This is a genomic window from Buchnera aphidicola (Schlechtendalia chinensis), from assembly GCF_001648115.1.
GTDB classification, from domain to species: domain Bacteria; phylum Pseudomonadota; class Gammaproteobacteria; order Enterobacterales; family Enterobacteriaceae; genus Buchnera_B; species Buchnera_B aphidicola_N.
Genome location: NZ_CP011299.1, coordinates 591,275 through 607,835, shown reverse-complemented (window position 1 = coordinate 607,835; position 16,561 = coordinate 591,275). Strand labels below are relative to the sequence as shown.

Genomic DNA, 16,561 nt, shown 5'->3' with positions numbered 1-16,561 from the left:
TGCAAAATATTTATATTAATTTTTAAAGTAAATGAAAATAGAGATGAAAAAAATTTTAAGAAGATTAAAAAAAAATATTTTTTTACTTTCTTGCGTATTGTTATTGATAGTAATATATTTAAATAAAAATTATTTCAATAACGATTTGCATTTAAAGAATTTTGAAAAAAATACTATTCAGAATAATGTTAATAATCGAAACTCAATAAATGAAACTGTTAAATTTCTTGCTATTAACAAGAATAATACTGATGATTCCTTAAAATTTCTAAAATTAGCTAAAATTTATGTAAACAAAAACATGTTAAATAATGCTTTATTAATACTTAAAAAAAGCTTGTTATATACTTCTGATATTAATATACTTAATATGATAACTTTAAATATCGCAAAAATTCAATTTCAATTGAATAATCAAGAACAAGCAATAAAAACGATTAATAGCATTTATAATTATTCCTGGAAAAGTGCTAAAAATGATCTTTTAGGAGATATATTTTTTGCATTAGGTTATAAAAATAAAGCTTATGAAGCATGGAAAAATAGTTTATTTTTTCAAGACAAAGTGCAATTGAGAGACATTATAAATATGAAAATAAATAATATGTAGTGTTTAAAAGTACTATTTTGATTATAATTTTTAACCTTTAAAAGGTGATTTTATGTTTCCTTTAGTAACATTAATCGGAAGATCTAACGTTGGAAAATCAACTCTATTTAATAAATTAACATGTTCCAAAAATGCGTTAGTATCAAATATTCCAGAATTAACTAGAGATCGAAAATATGGATGTCTAAGAATCGAAAATAAAAAGATTATTATTTCAGATACTTCTGGAATAAGCAGTAAAAAAAAAACATTGACAAAAAAATTTTAGAACAAGTTTTTATTGCTATCGAAGAATCTGATTTGATATGTTTTTTAGTTAGTGCTCGCGAAGGGATTGTTAGTGAAGATTTAAATATTGCAAAAAGAATTAGAAAATACAAAAAAAACATATTAGTTTTAGTTAATAAAATTGACGGTTTGAATGCTGATTTAGTTAAAATAGATTTTTATGAATTAGGTTTTCAAAATATTCATGCAATTTCAGCTACTAATGGAATTGGAATACATACATTAATTACAAAATATTTTTCGAATTTATTAACTGTTTGCTATTCAAATTTTAATAAAAGAGAAAAAACGTGGAATGATTCTCTTGAACAAGAAGGAAAAAAAATACGATTAATTAACAATGCAAATTGTATTAAAGTTGCTGTCATTGGAAAACCAAACGCAGGAAAATCAACTTTAATAAACAGTATACTGAATACGTACAAAATGATTACTGATAAACAACCAGGAACTACTCGAGATAGTATTTGGAACATAGTAACTTATAAAAAAAGTAATTATATTTTTATTGATACTGCCGGTATAAGAAAAAAGAATAAAATTGACAATTATATTGAAAAATTTTCAGTAAAAAAAACGTTTAGCTCTATAAAATCAGCTAATGTCGTTATATTAATGATAGATATTACAAAATCTTTATCAGATCAGGACTTAACTCTTTTAAATTATGTCATAGATAGTGGTTGTGGAATAATAATAGTATTTAATAAATGCGATAAAATATCCCAATTAGAAAAAAAAATTTTTATTCAATCAAAAAGGTTTAGCAAAATAAACATTGGAGATATTCATTTCATTTCTGCAATTAATTTATTAAATATTAATAAAATATTTTTGTCAATTAATAAAATTTTCAAACATTCTACAAAGGATCTTAATACCTCAGAACTAACAAGAATTATGAAGTTAGCTGTAGAAAACCATCAACTTCCTATTGTTCAAGGAAATAGAATAAAATTAAAATATGCTCATTTGGGACGCAAAAATCCATTAACTATTATTATACATGGCAACAAACTCAATTATATTTCTAATACTTATAAAAAATATTTATCTAATTTTTTTATAAAGTCATTAAAAATAGTTGGAAATCCTATACATTTTTATTTCAAAAACAGCAAGAATCCTTTTTTAAAATGAGTATTTAAAGAAAATATTAAATATTGCATTAATTTTTAACGTTATATATTTTTTTAAATATGTCAATAAGATATATTTTGAAAGTTATAAATGCTATATAAATATATATTCTATTATTTATAATGTTAAAATTGATTTATTGTATACATAGGAATTTTAACTTCTATATCTTGATTTTTTATTTTTGCCTGACAGCTTAAACGACTATTTATTTGAATCCCCCATGCTTTATCGAGAATATCTTCTTCTTTTTCTTCACAAGGAGATAAAGAATAATATCCTTTTTCTATAAAACAATGACATGTAGTACATATACATGATTTATTACAAGCATGTTCAATATTTATATTATTTCTCAATGCAACATTTAAAATTGTTTCTCCTTCTTTTGCATAAAATGTTCCACCTTTAGGCAATAATAATTTGTGCGGTAAAAATTTAATTTTTGGCATAATAAAATATACTCTTTTTGGATTTTTTTAAATATTAATTCTTTGTAGTTATTTGAATGCATTTTTAAAATTTTCAAATCCTAAATTTAAATAATTTCAAAGTATTTAATTAATTTTTTAATATAATTAAATTTTATATCTAATTAAATTTATCAACTATTTTAATAATTTTAGTTAATTTTTAAAATTTATACATATATTTTTTTCGATTTTTGTTGATTTTATTTTAGCTGTAATTGACAGTAAACCATCAACATCTATTTGAAATGTTACTAGAACAATTATTTTTCCAGCTAATTTTTGAGGAATATCTTTTAATATAAATTTTGATAAAGATTTACAATTTTTAACTAACGTTTCTTCACCTTGCAATACATGAATTAATATAGATTTTTGATTATCTTTAAATGTCGTAAATTCTCTTGTCTGTGCAATAGGAATTTTGGTATTTCTAAATATAACTTTTTCAACTATATTACCTATTATTTCAATTCCTAATGATAAAGGTACTACATCTAATAGTATTATATTGTTTTTTTTATTTTTTTTAGTTAACATGTCCGCTTGAATAGAAGCTCCTACAGCAACAACTTGATCTGGATTAATAGAATGCAAAGGTAATTTTTTAAAATATTTCATAACGTCATTTTGTATTATTGGAATGTAAGTAGAACCTCCTACTAAAATAACATGATCAATGTTTTCAATTGAAACCTTCGCATCTTGTAACGCATTTTTACAAATTTTCAATGTTTTTAAAATAATAGGTTTAATTATATTATTAAATTCCATTCTAGTAATGCAAAAACTATATGATTTAAATACAGTTTTTACATAGTACTCAGAACTTAATTTTATTTTTATTTTTTTGGCAAGGTCCAACAAACCTATTTGAGTAGATATGTTTTTTGAATTTAATGACAGTACTTTGCTATTTATATAATTCGACAATAAATAATCAATATCGTCTCCTCCCAAGTTTGTACTCCCAGAAGTAGATAAAACTTCAAAAACGTTTTTGCTTAGATTAAGTATAGAAACATCAAAAGTTCCTCCTCCTAAGTCATATATTACAAAAATACCTTTTTTCTTTAAATGTAATCCGTAAGCAATAGCAGCTGCGGTTGGTTCATTTAAAAGACGTAAAACATTTAAATTAATTAATTGTGCTGACTTTTTAATTTCTTGTCTTTGTATATCATTAAAATGTGCTGGAACAGTTATTACTACTCCGCTTATTTCCTGTTTATATACAGACATCACTCGATTTTTTAATTCATTTAAAATTTTGCTAGATATTTCTGAAGTACTAATTAAGGAATTATTTATAATAAACGAAATAGTATTGTCTTTATTGCTCTTAAAATTATAAGGCAAGTTAGGAAATAACTCTTTAATTTCTTTTAAAGAACGTCCAATTAATCGTTTTACTGAAGTAATTGTATTAATAGGATCACTTGTAATTAATTTTTTTGCATTCCATCCGACAATAGGCTTAGAAAAATTGCTGTAATTAACTACCGAAGGTAAAAGGGCACGATTTTTATTATCGGAAATAATAAAAACATTTTGAGATATGGTAGTAGCTATTAAAGAATAAGTTGTTCCAAAATCAATTCCAAACGATATAGTACTATTTTTACCTATGTTTAAATTTTGATTTGTTTTTTCTATTATAATCATATTCTCTTCCGCAGAATTCTTAACTTTCATATGTTTTTTAATTGTCTTTATATTTTAATTTTTCATAAAATAATAGTTTACATAGTATAGTTGCTGCTAATTTCCATTGTTTTTTATTAAGCATTAGTTCTAATTCTATTAAGCAATAATTTTTCTTTTGTTTAATATCATTTAAAAAATAATATAATTCTGTTTTTTTTTGAGCATTTTTTTTTAGTGTATCTAATATTTCATATAGTTCTAACTGTTCATTAAGAAATTTCTTATTAAGTAACGTTTTTTTTTCTTTATTAAAATTAAAGGAGTTTAATGATAATAAATATTTAGCTCGTTTTAATGGATTTATGAGTACATGATATCCTTTGTTAATATTGATTGATTTTTGAAAATAATGTTTGTCTTTATCTTCAAGATGATGAAAATGCATGTCAGGATGATATTTTTTTTGTAATTTATAAAATTGAGATACTAACTTTTTAACATCAACTTTAAATGTTTGTGGTAAATTAAATAATTTAAAATAATTCATATTTTTTTCATCTCAATATTATTTTTATTAAAATTAATTAATGCCTTTTAACATGTCGAAGAAATTTCAAGTCTTTTTCGACATGTTAGTCATTTATTTTATTTATTTTTATTTCTATAATTAGAGATTGCTGCTTTAATTGCATCTTCTGCTAAAATGGAACAATGTATTTTTACTGGAGGTAGATCAAGTTCTTCTGCTATATTTGTATTTTTGATACTTTCAGCTTCTGATAATGATTTTCCTATAATCCATTCTGTTACTAGAGAGCTTGAAGCTATTGCTGATCCACATCCATATGTTTTGAAACAAGCATCTTCTATAATTTCATCTTTGTTAACTTTTATTTGCAATTTCATTACATCTCCGCATGCTGGAGCTCCTACTAAACCACTTCCCACATTAATATCAGAGTTTGAAAATGAACCTACATTACGAGGATTTTCATAATGATCTATTACTTTTTTACTATATGTCATTTTTTTTCCTTTTTTTAAATGATGAAATATTAATCGTTGGTCCAATTAACAGTGTTTAAATCAACTCCAGACTGAAACATTTCCCATAATGGAGATAAATTTCTTAATCGATCAATAGCTTTGTGTACAGTTTTAATTGTATAGCTTATTTCTGATTTAGTAGTAAATCGTCCTATTGAAAAACGTATTGAACTGTGAGCTAATTCATCTTTTAATCCTAAAGCTCGAAGTACATATGAAGGTTCTAAACTTGCTGATGTACAAGCTGAACCTGAAGATACAGCTATATCTTTTAATGCCATAATTAAAGATTCACCTTCTATGTAATTGAAACTTACATTTAATATATGTGGTGCTCCGTATTTAAGATTACTATTTAAATATACTTCATCAATATCTTTTAAACCTTCCCATAAATAATTTCGTAAATCTTTTAAATATGCGTAATCATGATCAATATTCTTTTTAGCAAGCTTGCATGCTATTCCCATTCCTACAATTTGATGTACTGGTAACGTTCCTGATCTCATTCCTCTTTCATGACCTCCTCCATGTATCTGAGCAGATAATCTTACACGGGGTTTACGTCGAACATATAATACTCCAATGCCTTTTGGACCATAAATTTTATGTGCAGAAAAAGACATCAGATCTATTTTTATTTTGTTAAGGTCAATATGTAATTTTCCTACACTTTGAGTTGCATCAACATGAAATAGAATATTGTTTTTTATACAAATTTTAGATATTTCTTTAACGTCTTGTATTACTCCAGTTTCATTATTGACATGCATAATAGAAACAAGTATAGTTTTTTCACAGATATGTTGTTTAAATTGTTTTAAATTAATTATGCCATTTTTTGATGGATTAAGATATGTTATACGAACTCCTTTGCTTTCTAAGTATCTACAAGTATCTAATACTGCTTTATGTTCTGTTTTGCTAGTTATGATGTGGTTTCCTTTTTTTTTATAAAATTCAGATATGCCTTTAATTGCCAAATTATTAGATTCAGTAGCTCCTGAGGTAAAAACAATTTCTCTAGAATCTGCATTTATAAGTTCAGCAATTTGATTTCTTGCTATATCAACAGATTCTTCTGCTTTCCATCCGAATTGATGGGAACGAGAAGCTGGATTTCCAAATGTACCGTCTAAAGTTAAAAATTTTATCATATTTTTTATTACTAATGGTTCCATTGGTGTAGTTGCTGCATAATCTAAATAAATAGGCAATTTCATTTTGTTTTTCCTGTTATTTTAAATATAATTTTTTGTTTATTGTTATTTTGTATTAAAAATTATTTTTTAGTAATCTATTAAACATGTTTTATAAACAAAATTTTTTAACAACAAAGTGAATATTTAATGTATTCAGCATTAATAAATATTAATTTATGTATATAGTTAATACTAGACTTGAATGATATTTAGTAGTATTCTTAAAAAAATGTTCAATTCTTATTATAACAAAAATTTTCAATAAAATTGAAAAAAGGGGTGTAGTTCAATTGGTAGAGCATCGGTCTCCAAAACCGAATGTTAGGGGTTCGACTCCCTTCACCCCTGAAATTAATAATTAAAATTCTGTTCAAAAAAAATTAAAATTTATTTCTTAGTATATAACCATAGATGAATTTTTTTTTCAAAATAGAAGTTAGTTAAAATTTTTGTTATTTTTTTGTTTTAATATGCTACTTTAGCATTACCTCTGATAGTTTCAAAAATTTAAAAAAAATAGTGTTAATTAGTTATTTTTTTTAAAAATTATTACATAAATTTTTATTTTTTATGTATCCTTTCTTTGTAGTAAGAATGTTCTTTTATATAACTTTGACTTAAAATAATATTTTTCTTTTAAGATGCATTGTGAATTATTTTTAAGGAGAAAAAATGCCAAAATATCGTTCTTCAACGACTACTCAAGGACGTAATATGGCAGGAGCAAGAGCATTATGGAAAGCTACTGGAATGACAGATTCAGATTTTAATAAACCAATCATTGCAGTCGTTAATTCTTTTACTGAATTTGTGCCTGGTCACATTCATTTAAAAGAATTAGGAACACTTGTTTCTAGTATAATTAAATTAGAAGGAGGAGTGGCTAAAGAATTTAATACTATTGCTATAGATGATGGTATTGCTATGGGTCATTCTGGAATGTTGTATTCTCTTCCATCTCGTGAGTTGATAGCAGATTCTATAGAATATATGATTAATGCACATTGTGCTGATGCTATGATTTGCATTTCAAATTGCGATAAAATAACACCAGGAATGTTAATGGCTGCTTTACGTTTAAATATTCCATGTGTTTTTGTATCTGGTGGTCCTATGGAATCAGGGAGGATTGTTGTAGATGGAAAAGAAATAAAAATAAACTTAGTAGACGCAATTGTTTATGGTGCGAATCCGAATTACTCTGATGCGTTAGCAAGTCGAATTGAAAATTCTGCATGTCCTACTTGCGGATCATGTTCTGGTTTATTTACTGCAAATTCTATGAATTGTCTTACTGAAGCATTAGGTTTATCGTTGCCAGGAAATGGTACATTATTAGCTACTCATATAGATAGAAAAAAATTATTCATTGATTCGGGAAAATTAATAGTTAAAATTACTAAAGAATATTATGAAAACAATAATACATCATTTTTACCTCGATCTATAGCTTCAAGAGAATCTTTTTTAAACGCCATGTCTTTAGATATTTCTATGGGTGGATCAACTAATACTATTTTACATTTGTTAGCAATGGCTCAAGAAGGCCAAGTGGATTTTAAGATGTCGGACATCGATCTTTTGTCTCGAAAAATACCTAATCTTTGTAAAATAGCTCCAAATAGCGATGTATATCATATGGAAGATTTTCACAGAGCTGGAGGAGTTATAGGTTTGCTTGCGGAACTTAATCGAGTTTCTTTATTAAATAATAATGTTAAAAATATACTTGGATTAAGTTTAGACGTAGTTCTTAATAAATATGATATTTTAAAGACAAAAAATCAAGATGTAATTGAAATGTTTCATGCTGGTCCTCTTGGAAATAAGACAAGTATCCCATTTACACAATCTTATAGATGGAAATCTTTAGATAAAGATCGAAAAAAAGGATGCATTCGTTCCTATGAAAATGCATTTAGTTACGATGGAGGGCTAGCAATATTATATGGAAATATTGCAAAAAATGGTTGTGTTGTAAAAACTGCTGGTGTTAAAAAAGGCAATTTAATATTTGAAGGGCTTGCAATAGTTTTCGAAAGTCAAGAAGAAGCATTAAAATCCATTTTAGAAAACAAAGTTAAAAAAGGTCATGTAGTTGTAATACGTTATGAAGGCCCAAAAGGAGGACCTGGAATGCAAGAAATGTTGTATCCTACTACATACTTGAAATCAATGAATTTAGATGAGCATTGTGCTTTAATAACAGATGGTCGATTTTCTGGAGGTACTTCAGGATTATCTATAGGACATATTTCTCCTGAAGCAGCTAATAAAGGAAATATTGCTTTAATTCGTAATAATGATGTAATTAATATTAACATTCCTAATCGAACTATAAATTTAGATATTACGAATGATGAATTCTTAAATAGGATGCATAATGAGATTCAAAGAGGAAAATCTTCATATACCCCTCAATTTCGAAAGCGTTTTGTTTCTTCTGCATTAAAAATGTATGCACTATTTGCAACTAGTGCTGATAAAGGAGCAGTAAGAAAAATTCAGTATTAAAGTTGTATATCTTATGCTTTTTAAGAATAAAAAATTTCCGTACTTGTAAAATATAAAAAAATTAATTAAATGAAGGAACACGTATGATGAATTATTTTAACTCACTTAACTTTCGTCAAAAGTTAATTAATTTACGAAAATGTAAATTGGTAGAAAAGAATTTTTTTTCTAAAAAGTGTGACATTTTAAAAAGAAAGAATATTGTCATCGTAGGTTGCGGTTCACAAGGTTTGAATCAGGGCTTAAATATGCGTGATTCAGGTCTTCATGTTTCTTATGCATTACGTGGTAGTTCTATTTTAAATAAAAATAAGTCTTGGGAAAATGCTACTAAAAATAATTTTTTTGTAGATACATATGAAAACATTATTCCTACAGCAGATTTAGTTATAAATTTAACTCCTGATAAACAACATAAAGAAGTAGTAACATTATTGCAAAAATTTATGAAGGAAAATTCTGTTCTTGGTTTTTCGCATGGTTTTCATATTGTCGAAATAGGACAAAAAATACGAAATGATATAACAGTAATTATGGTAGCTCCAAAATGTCCGGGAACAGAAGTGCGAGAAGAGTATAAAAAAGGTTTTGGTGTACCTTCTTTAATTGCTGTTCATATGGAAAATGATCCAAAAAAAATTGGATTCGAAATTGCAAAGGCTTGGGCTTATTCTCTTGGTAGTCATCGTGCAGGTGTTTTACATTCTTCTTTTATTGCAGAAGTTAAATCAGATTTAATGGGTGAACAAACTATTTTATGTGGAATGCTGCAAACTAGTTCTTTGGTATGTTATGATCAACTTGTTTCACAAGGAAAAGATCCAAATTATGCTGGTAAATTAATTCAGTTAGGATGGGAATCTATTACTGAATCAGTAAAACATGGTGGAATTACTTTGATGCTGAATAGATTATCTAACACTGCGAAAATTAGAGCATACATTCTTTCAAAAAAATTAAAAGTTATGTTTTCATCGTTATTTAGAAAACATATGGATGATATTATATCCGGTGAATTTTCTAAAAATATGATAGATGATTGGAATAGCGACGATAAAAAGTTAAAAGAATGGAGAACACAAATTAAAAAAACTGATTTTGAAAAATGTAAAATTTGTCATAAGGAAATATCGGAACAAGAATATTTTGATCAAGGATTATTAATGGTTGCAATATTAAAAGCAGGTATTGAACTATCTTTTGAAATTATGGTAGAAACTGGTATAAAAGAAGAATCTGCATACTATGAATCTCTTCATGAATTACCTTTAATAGCTAATACTATTGCTCGAAAACGTCTTTATGAAATGAATTTAGTAATATCAGATACTGCTGAATATGGAAGTTATTTATTTTCCCAATCCGCAATACCTTTATTAAAAGAATTTATGAATGAGTTGTGTCCAGGTGATCTTGGTGAAAAAATATCAGATTTACAATTTGATAATGTTACCTTAAATAAAATTAATCATGATATTGAAAATCATCCAGTAGAGATTATTGGAAAAAAATTAAGAAAATATATGGTTGACATGAAGCCAATTAAATTATCATAATTATATAATTAATATTATATATAATATGATATTGAAAAAAATATATTTTAGAATATTTTTTAAAATTTAAATATTATATAGAGTTTTAAATTTATGTTTTTATTATGAACTTAAACGTTAATCAAAAAAAAGCAATTCATTATGTCTCTGGTCCTTGTTTAATTTTAGCTGGTGCTGGATCAGGGAAAACGCAAGTAATTATAAAAAAAATTATTTACTTAATTAGTCAATGTCATTTGAATCCAAACAGTATTTTTGCTATTACTTTTACGAACAAAGCTGCAAAGGAAATGAGAAATAGAATTTCCGATAAGTTGTCCCATAATATTACAAAAATGATTACTATTTCAACTTTTCATTCTTTAGGATTAAGAATTGTTAAATCTGAATTGAATGCATTAAATATTTGTTCTAACTTTTCTATTTTTGATGAACAAGATCAAATAACTGTTCTTAAAGATATTACTAAAAAAAATGATAGAACTTTTCTAAAAAAAGTTCGAATAATGATTTCAAATTGGAAAAATAAACTAATAAATTCTTATAACGCTAAAATTCGAGCAAAATCTATTATAGAAAAAAAATATTGTCGTTATTATGAATTATATGAAATTTATCTTAAATCATGCAACATTTTGGATTTTGATGATTTAATTTTTTTACCTACTTTGCTATTAAAAAATAATGAACTTTTAAGGGAAAAATGGCAAAATAAAATTAAATATTTGCTAGTAGATGAATATCAAGATACTAATTTTATTCAATATGAATTAATAAAGTTACTTAGTAAAAGTAATAAAAATTTTACTTTAGTAGGAGACGATGACCAGTCAATTTATTCTTGGAGAGGTGCAAGATTAAACAATTTTTCATTATTAAAATTAGATTATCCTGAATTAAAAATAATAAAATTAGAACATAATTATCGTTCTTCTGGTAGGATTTTGAAAGCAGCTAATTTTTTAATAGAAAACAATCCTCATTTCTTACAGAAAAAATTATTTTCTAATTTAGAATATGGTCCAATTATAAATATAATTCCTGCTAGAAATGAAGAAGAAGAAGCTATTTTAGTATCTAAAAAGATATTAAATCATAAATTAATTAATAGTAGCAATTATCGAGATTATTCTGTATTGTATCGAAGTAATTATCAAGTTAAGGTATTTGAAAAAGTATTAATAAATTTTAAAATTCCATATTATGTTGTTACTCGTTCATCTTTTTTTTCACGACCTGAAATTAGAGATTTGTTAGCTTATTTAAAATTAATGCTGAATTCAAATGATGATATAGCTTTTTTGAAAATAATTAATAGACCTTCAAGAGGAATAGGAGAAAAAACTTTAAAAAAAATAAAATCATGGAGTATATATAAGAAAATAAGTTTGTTTGATGCTAGCAATAGTAATGAGTTGAAATCTTTCTTATCTTCTCGAAGTTTTAATGCGTTACAAAATTTTATAATTTTGATTAAAGAACTAAAAGAAAATATTTTTATTAAACCTATAATGGTTTTAGACAACTTAATATCTACTATAAAATATGAAAGTTGGTTATTGAAAAATTTAAAAAATTTTAAGTTATATAAAATTAGTTTAAACAATATGCATTCTTTATTAAATTGGATTTCTGAATTGATACAATCTAATAAAAACAAATCTAATACTTTATCAGATATCATTTACCAATTTATCCTCCATAATGAATTAGAAGAGGAAAATCCAGAAGATGATAAATTACAACTAATGACATTGCATGCTTCTAAAGGATTAGAATTTCCTTATGTCTTTATGATAGGAATGGAAGAGGGTATTTTACCTCATTATAGTTCTTTAAATAATATAGATGAAGAAAGACGATTAACTTATGTAGGTATTACAAGAGCAAAGAAAGAACTATTTTTTAGTTATTCTAAAATACGTTGTCAGTATGGAGAAGTAATTTATACTGTTCCTAGTCGATTTTTACTAGAATTGCCAAAAAATGATTTACTTTGGAAAAAAAATAATGTTCAAAAAAATAATTTTTTAAAAAAAATATAACTTTTTTTAGAATAAAACACTCACAAAATAACTATAAAACACGTAACATACCGTACTATTTATATGTCTTACAGTTATTTTTGTTGAGGATAAGCAAAATATGAAAGGAAATATAATTGACTTAACTGACAATAGTTTTGAGAAATGTGTTTTAGAATCACAAAATACAATATTGGTAGATTTTTGGGCTGATTGGTGTAATCCTTGTAAAATTCTTGCGCCTATTTTAGAAGAAATTTCTATAGAGTATAGTCATCTATTAACTGTTATGAAAATAAATATTGATTCTAATCCAAATACTGCTCCAAAATATTCTATTCGAGGCATTCCTGCACTGTTGTTGTTCAAAAGTGGTGAGTTAATAGCAACTAAAATTGGTGCTTTATCTAAAATGCAATTAAAAAATTTTTTAGATATCAATTTAAAATAAATTAAAATAGCTATATTTTTATAAATATTTTTTAAATTTTATGGATTTAATACTACCAATATGGTAGTATTAAATGTTTCTTAGATTTTCTAACATTATTTAAAAAAAATTAAAAGTTATAAGAAATTTGTTAATTTTTTATTATTATTCATATTATTTTATTCTATCCGTCAAATATCATCTTGAGAATGACTCTGATTTTACTAAGAACCTATCATTATGAATCTTACTGCATTAAAAAATATACCAGTTTCTGAGTTAATCATTCTTGGTGATAATACAGGACTGGAAAATTTAGCACGTATGAGAAAACAAGATATTATTTTCTCCATATTAAAACAACATGCAAAAAGTGGAGAAGATATATTTGGAGACGGAGTATTAGAAATTTTACAAGATGGGTTTGGTTTTTTGCGTTCTTCTGATAGTTCGTATTTAGCTGGTCCTGATGACATTTATGTTTCTCCTAGTCAAATTCGAAGATTTAATTTACGTACTGGTGATACTATTTCTGGTAAAATTCGTCCTCCAAAAGAAGGTGAAAGATATTTTGCATTATTAAAGGTTAACGAAGTAAATTACGATAGACCTGAAAATGCTAGAAGTAAAATTTTGTTTGAAAATTTAACTCCTTTACATGCTAATTCTCGTTTAAGAATGGAAAGAGGTAATGGTTCTACTGAAGATTTAACAGCTCGTGTATTAGATTTAGCATCGCCTATTGGAAGAGGGCAAAGAGGATTAATTGTTGCACCTCCTAAGGCTGGTAAAACAATGCTTTTGCAAAACATTGCTCAAAGCATTGCTTATAATCACTCTGATTGTGTTTTAATGGTGTTGCTCATAGACGAGAGACCTGAAGAAGTCACTGAAATGCATAGATTAGTTAAAGGAGAAGTAGTAGCTTCTACTTTTGATGAGCCGGCTTCTAGACATGTTCAAGTTGCAGAAATGGTGATTGAAAAGGCAAAAAGATTGGTAGAACATAAAAAAGATGTAATTATATTACTAGATTCTATTACAAGATTAGCTCGAGCGTACAATACAGTAGTACCAGCATCTGGAAAAGTATTAACAGGTGGGGTAGATGCAAATGCTTTACATAGACCTAAACGGTTTTTTGGAGCCGCAAGAAATGTAGAAGAAGGAGGTAGTTTAACAATTATAGCGACAGCATTAATTGATACAGGTTCGAAAATGGATGAAGTAATATATGAAGAGTTTAAAGGAACAGGAAATATGGAGTTACCTCTATCAAGAAAAATAGCAGATAAACGCGTTTTTCCAGCTATTGATTACAATAGATCAGGAACAAGAAAAGAAGAGTTGTTAACTCAGCCAGACGAATTACAAAAAATGTGGATTTTACGAAAAATAATTCATCCCATGAGTGAAATTGATGCTATGGAATTTCTAATTAATAAACTATCGATGACTAAAACTAATCACGAATTTTTCAATATGATGAAACGTTCCTAGTTTTTGGATTGTATTTTAGTATTTATATATTTTTAAAAAGATTTAACATAAAAAATATTATTAAAATAGATGTTTATTATAGTAAATTTTTAATAATATTTTTCAAAATTATTTTTTATATATACCTAGAACTAGCATAGGTAATTAATATTTTATAAAAAAAACTAGACATTGTGTAAAAATGCTCATATTATAAAAATGTGTTTTTTATAAGGCGTTCGTAGCTCAGTTGGATAGAGCGCTACCCTCCGAAGGTAGAGGTCTCAGGTTCGAATCCTGCCGAGCGCAAAATATATTTTTTATGAATTTCAAAATTGTGGTGACCATAGCTCAGCTGGTAGAGTCCTGGATTGTGATTCCAGATGTCATGGGTTCAAATCCCATTGGTCACCCCATATTAATAATTTATAAATTTTATTTTTAGAATTTTGATATGAGAGTTAAGTATTAAATCGGTGAGTAGCGCAGTTTGGTAGCGCAACTGGTTTGGGACCAGTAGGTCAGAGGTTCAAATCCTCTCTCACCGAAGAAATAGAACTTAAATTGTATTTAGTTTTTTTTATTTTTTGAAATTAATTATTATTTTTACGATATCAAGTTTTTTAAACAAAACATTGTCATATTTTTAAAACATTTATAAATTTTGAAATTTTTTTTGTTAATTTAAAATTATTTCCTTAAAATTTTACGTTTTCTTTTGTTTGATTTGAAACTAATTGTTCTAAAACGTTCCAAAATTTTTTTTTAGTTCGATTACAAATCCATTCTTTTTCTATATATTCAAAGTGATATCCTGATCTCACAGTAGCTAACCAAATTTGCGAGAGAGGTTCTTGCTGGTTAATGATTATTTTGTGCTTATTATCAAAAGTTATTGTTATGACATTAGAATGTCTATAACAATCAATATCAGTCTTTCCTTTATAACTATCGATTTTTTCTTCAATAGCCTTGAATAATTTATTGGCTAATTTATTATAATCATGATTATGTTTCATAACTTTTTTATATGGAATAAGTTTTTATTCTCTATACTATATAATAGTATAATTATAGTAAATCAAAAATAATAAAATATAAAATTTTATATTTTGTTTAAAAAATAAATATTTTAAGTTTATAATTTCTAAAAATATTTTTATTGAGTTTTAACTTTAAAATAGTATAATTTATGATACTTAAATTTAAGGATAGAAATTAAAAATGTTAGTTAAAAAAAAATATTTTTTTCTAAAATGCATGGATTGGAAAATGATTTTGTAATTTTAAATAATATAAAAAACGATTTTTACATTTCTTCTTCTAATGTACAAAGTTTATCACATCGAAATACTGGGATTGGTTTTGATCAGTTGTTGTTAGTAGAATCTCCAAAAAAAAAAATGTTGATTTTCATTATCGTATTTTTAATTCTAATGGTAGCGAAGTGTCACAATGTGGTAATGGTGCTCGATGTTTAGCTTATTTTTTGATTTTAAAAAAGTTGACAAAAAAAAGAAATATTTATGTTAGTACGAAAAATAAAATAATTGTTTTACATATTTTGAAGAATAATAATGTTTGTGTAGATATGGGGATTCCTAAATTTAATCCTAAAGAAGTTCCTTATATGTCAAGTAATGAGAAGAAACATTATTCTTTATCGGTTTTAGGAAAAATTGTAAAATATTATATTGTTTCGATAGGAAATCCTCATTGTGTCATTTTCGTTAAGAATATAAAACGTTATCCAGTAAAAAAAGTAGGATTTTTTTTAAGTACTCATCACTTGTTCCCTGAAGGAGTTAACGTTGGTTTTGTGCAAATTATTTCTGAAGAACGTATTTTCCTCAGAGTTTATGAAAGAGGTGTAGGAGAGACTCGTTCATGTGGTAGTGGTGCTTGTGCTGCTGTTTCCGTTGGAATTAAACAAAATATATTATGTAATAATGTTCAAGTAGATTTATTAGGTGGAACGTTACAAATTAGTTGGAAGGGAAATTCAGAAAACTTGTATATGACTGGTTCAGCAACGTATGTCTATGATGGATATTTTTATTTGTAACGAATATTAATATTATTTTATTGAAATATTTTTTAATTAAAAATTTAATATTTAAGAATTGATGTTATATTTGAGAATATAAAGATATA

General features: G+C 25.6%; 14 protein-coding genes, 4 tRNA genes and 1 pseudogene. 13 read left to right on the top strand and 6 right to left on the bottom strand.

All coding sequences use genetic code 11. From position 1 onward, the window contains the following. The first annotated feature begins 43 nt into the window (after window positions 1–43). Genes XW81_RS02835 through der form a run of 3 tightly spaced genes read left to right on the top strand, consistent with a single transcriptional unit; the run spans window position 44 to window position 2,038 of the window. Window positions 44–610, top strand: coding sequence for a YfgM family protein (locus XW81_RS02835; RefSeq protein ID WP_075474419.1), 567 nt, complete (start codon window positions 44–46; stop codon window positions 608–610). Window positions 611–662: 52 nt separating this feature from the next. Next, complete coding sequence (locus XW81_RS02860; RefSeq protein ID WP_082252578.1) at window positions 663–878, top strand: GTPase; 216 nt, start codon at window positions 663–665, stop codon at window positions 876–878. 32 nt (window positions 879–910) lie between these two features. Next, window positions 911–2,038, top strand: coding sequence for a ribosome biogenesis GTPase Der (der, locus tag XW81_RS02830; protein ID WP_228860882.1), 1,128 nt, complete (start codon window positions 911–913; stop codon window positions 2,036–2,038). Window positions 2,039–2,163: 125 nt separating this feature from the next. Here der and fdx read toward each other — a convergent pair whose 3' ends face one another. From fdx to XW81_RS02805, 5 genes are all read right to left on the bottom strand, one after another. Then, window positions 2,164–2,490 carry an ISC system 2Fe-2S type ferredoxin gene (gene fdx, locus XW81_RS02825; RefSeq protein WP_075474418.1) on the bottom strand — a complete coding sequence of 109 codons (327 nt, stop codon included), beginning with the start codon at window positions 2,488–2,490 and terminating at the stop codon, window positions 2,164–2,166. Between the two features lie 174 nt (window positions 2,491–2,664). Beyond that, window positions 2,665–4,173 (bottom strand): Fe-S protein assembly chaperone HscA, encoded by a 1,509-nt coding sequence (gene hscA / locus XW81_RS02820; RefSeq protein ID WP_075474417.1) that lies wholly within the window; start codon window positions 4,171–4,173, stop codon window positions 2,665–2,667. A gap of 37 nt (window positions 4,174–4,210) precedes the next feature. Beyond that, on the bottom strand, window positions 4,211–4,702 hold the full coding sequence (gene hscB / locus XW81_RS02815) for a Fe-S protein assembly co-chaperone HscB (protein WP_075474416.1): 492 nt from the start codon (window positions 4,700–4,702) through the stop codon (window positions 4,211–4,213). 98 nt (window positions 4,703–4,800) lie between these two features. After that, a complete protein-coding gene (gene iscU / locus XW81_RS02810) occupies window positions 4,801–5,181 on the bottom strand; it encodes a Fe-S cluster assembly scaffold IscU (RefSeq protein WP_075474415.1) in 381 nt (126 codons plus the stop codon). 29 nt (window positions 5,182–5,210) lie between these two features. Then, window positions 5,211–6,425: an IscS subfamily cysteine desulfurase gene (locus tag XW81_RS02805; protein WP_075474414.1), complete on the bottom strand. Its 1,215-nt coding sequence runs from the start codon at window positions 6,423–6,425 to the stop codon at window positions 5,211–5,213. A 254-nt stretch (window positions 6,426–6,679) separates the two neighbouring features. On the opposite strand from XW81_RS02805, the gene XW81_RS02800 reads away from it, so the two are divergent. The 9 genes from XW81_RS02800 to XW81_RS02760 all read left to right on the top strand — a co-directional run bounded on the left by XW81_RS02800 (window position 6,680) and on the right by XW81_RS02760 (window position 14,955). Then, window positions 6,680–6,752: transfer RNA gene (locus XW81_RS02800), tRNA-Trp, on the top strand. Between the two features lie 324 nt (window positions 6,753–7,076). Then, window positions 7,077–8,918, top strand: a complete 1,842-nt coding sequence (gene ilvD / locus XW81_RS02795; protein WP_075474413.1) for a dihydroxy-acid dehydratase — start codon at window positions 7,077–7,079, stop codon at window positions 8,916–8,918. 86 nt (window positions 8,919–9,004) lie between these two features. Continuing rightward, window positions 9,005–10,474 carry a ketol-acid reductoisomerase gene (ilvC, locus tag XW81_RS02790; RefSeq protein ID WP_075474443.1) on the top strand — a complete coding sequence of 490 codons (1,470 nt, stop codon included), beginning with the start codon at window positions 9,005–9,007 and terminating at the stop codon, window positions 10,472–10,474. 104 nt (window positions 10,475–10,578) lie between these two features. After that, a complete protein-coding gene (locus XW81_RS02785) occupies window positions 10,579–12,519 on the top strand; it encodes a UvrD-helicase domain-containing protein (RefSeq protein ID WP_075474412.1) in 1,941 nt (646 codons plus the stop codon). Window positions 12,520–12,619: 100 nt separating this feature from the next. Beyond that, on the top strand, window positions 12,620–12,949 hold the full coding sequence (gene trxA, locus XW81_RS02780) for a thioredoxin TrxA (RefSeq protein ID WP_075474411.1): 330 nt from the start codon (window positions 12,620–12,622) through the stop codon (window positions 12,947–12,949). 219 nt (window positions 12,950–13,168) lie between these two features. Continuing rightward, on the top strand, window positions 13,169–14,428 hold the full coding sequence (gene rho, locus XW81_RS02775; RefSeq protein WP_075474410.1) for a transcription termination factor Rho: 1,260 nt from the start codon (window positions 13,169–13,171) through the stop codon (window positions 14,426–14,428). A 214-nt stretch (window positions 14,429–14,642) separates the two neighbouring features. Next, window positions 14,643–14,716 (top strand) — tRNA-Arg (locus tag XW81_RS02770). 31 nt (window positions 14,717–14,747) lie between these two features. Beyond that, a tRNA-His gene (locus XW81_RS02765) sits at window positions 14,748–14,823 on the top strand. A 58-nt stretch (window positions 14,824–14,881) separates the two neighbouring features. Beyond that, window positions 14,882–14,955 (top strand) — tRNA-Pro (locus tag XW81_RS02760). 150 nt (window positions 14,956–15,105) lie between these two features. On the opposite strand, the gene cyaY is transcribed toward XW81_RS02760, so the two are convergent. Next, window positions 15,106–15,426: an iron donor protein CyaY gene (gene cyaY / locus XW81_RS02755; protein WP_075474409.1), complete on the bottom strand. Its 321-nt coding sequence runs from the start codon at window positions 15,424–15,426 to the stop codon at window positions 15,106–15,108. 222 nt (window positions 15,427–15,648) lie between these two features. On the opposite strand from cyaY, the pseudogene dapF reads away from it, so the two are divergent. Continuing rightward, window positions 15,649–16,472 (top strand): annotated as a pseudogene (dapF, locus tag XW81_RS02750) (diaminopimelate epimerase). Window positions 16,473–16,561: the final 89 nt, after the last annotated feature.

Excerpts from the sequence above, each read along its gene's own strand:
- fdx (WP_075474418.1), bottom strand. The coding sequence starts at position 2,490 with ATGCCAAAAATTAAATTTTTACCGCACAAATTATTATTGCCTAAAGGT.
- hscB (WP_075474416.1), bottom strand. The coding sequence starts at position 4,702 with ATGAATTATTTTAAATTATTTAATTTACCACAAACATTTAAAGTTGAT.
- XW81_RS02785 (WP_075474412.1), top strand. The coding sequence starts at position 10,579 with ATGAACTTAAACGTTAATCAAAAAAAAGCAATTCATTATGTCTCTGGT.
- XW81_RS02835 (WP_075474419.1), top strand. The coding sequence starts at position 44 with ATGAAAAAAATTTTAAGAAGATTAAAAAAAAATATTTTTTTACTTTCT.
- trxA (WP_075474411.1), top strand. The coding sequence starts at position 12,620 with ATGAAAGGAAATATAATTGACTTAACTGACAATAGTTTTGAGAAATGT.
- XW81_RS02805 (WP_075474414.1), bottom strand. The coding sequence starts at position 6,425 with ATGAAATTGCCTATTTATTTAGATTATGCAGCAACTACACCAATGGAA.
- hscA (WP_075474417.1), bottom strand. The coding sequence starts at position 4,173 with ATGATTATAATAGAAAAAACAAATCAAAATTTAAACATAGGTAAAAAT.
- cyaY (WP_075474409.1), bottom strand. The coding sequence starts at position 15,426 with ATGAAACATAATCATGATTATAATAAATTAGCCAATAAATTATTCAAG.
- rho (WP_075474410.1), top strand. The coding sequence starts at position 13,169 with ATGAATCTTACTGCATTAAAAAATATACCAGTTTCTGAGTTAATCATT.
- ilvC (WP_075474443.1), top strand. The coding sequence starts at position 9,005 with ATGAATTATTTTAACTCACTTAACTTTCGTCAAAAGTTAATTAATTTA.
- XW81_RS02860 (WP_082252578.1), top strand. The coding sequence starts at position 663 with ATGTTTCCTTTAGTAACATTAATCGGAAGATCTAACGTTGGAAAATCA.
- ilvD (WP_075474413.1), top strand. The coding sequence starts at position 7,077 with ATGCCAAAATATCGTTCTTCAACGACTACTCAAGGACGTAATATGGCA.
- iscU (WP_075474415.1), bottom strand. The coding sequence starts at position 5,181 with ATGACATATAGTAAAAAAGTAATAGATCATTATGAAAATCCTCGTAAT.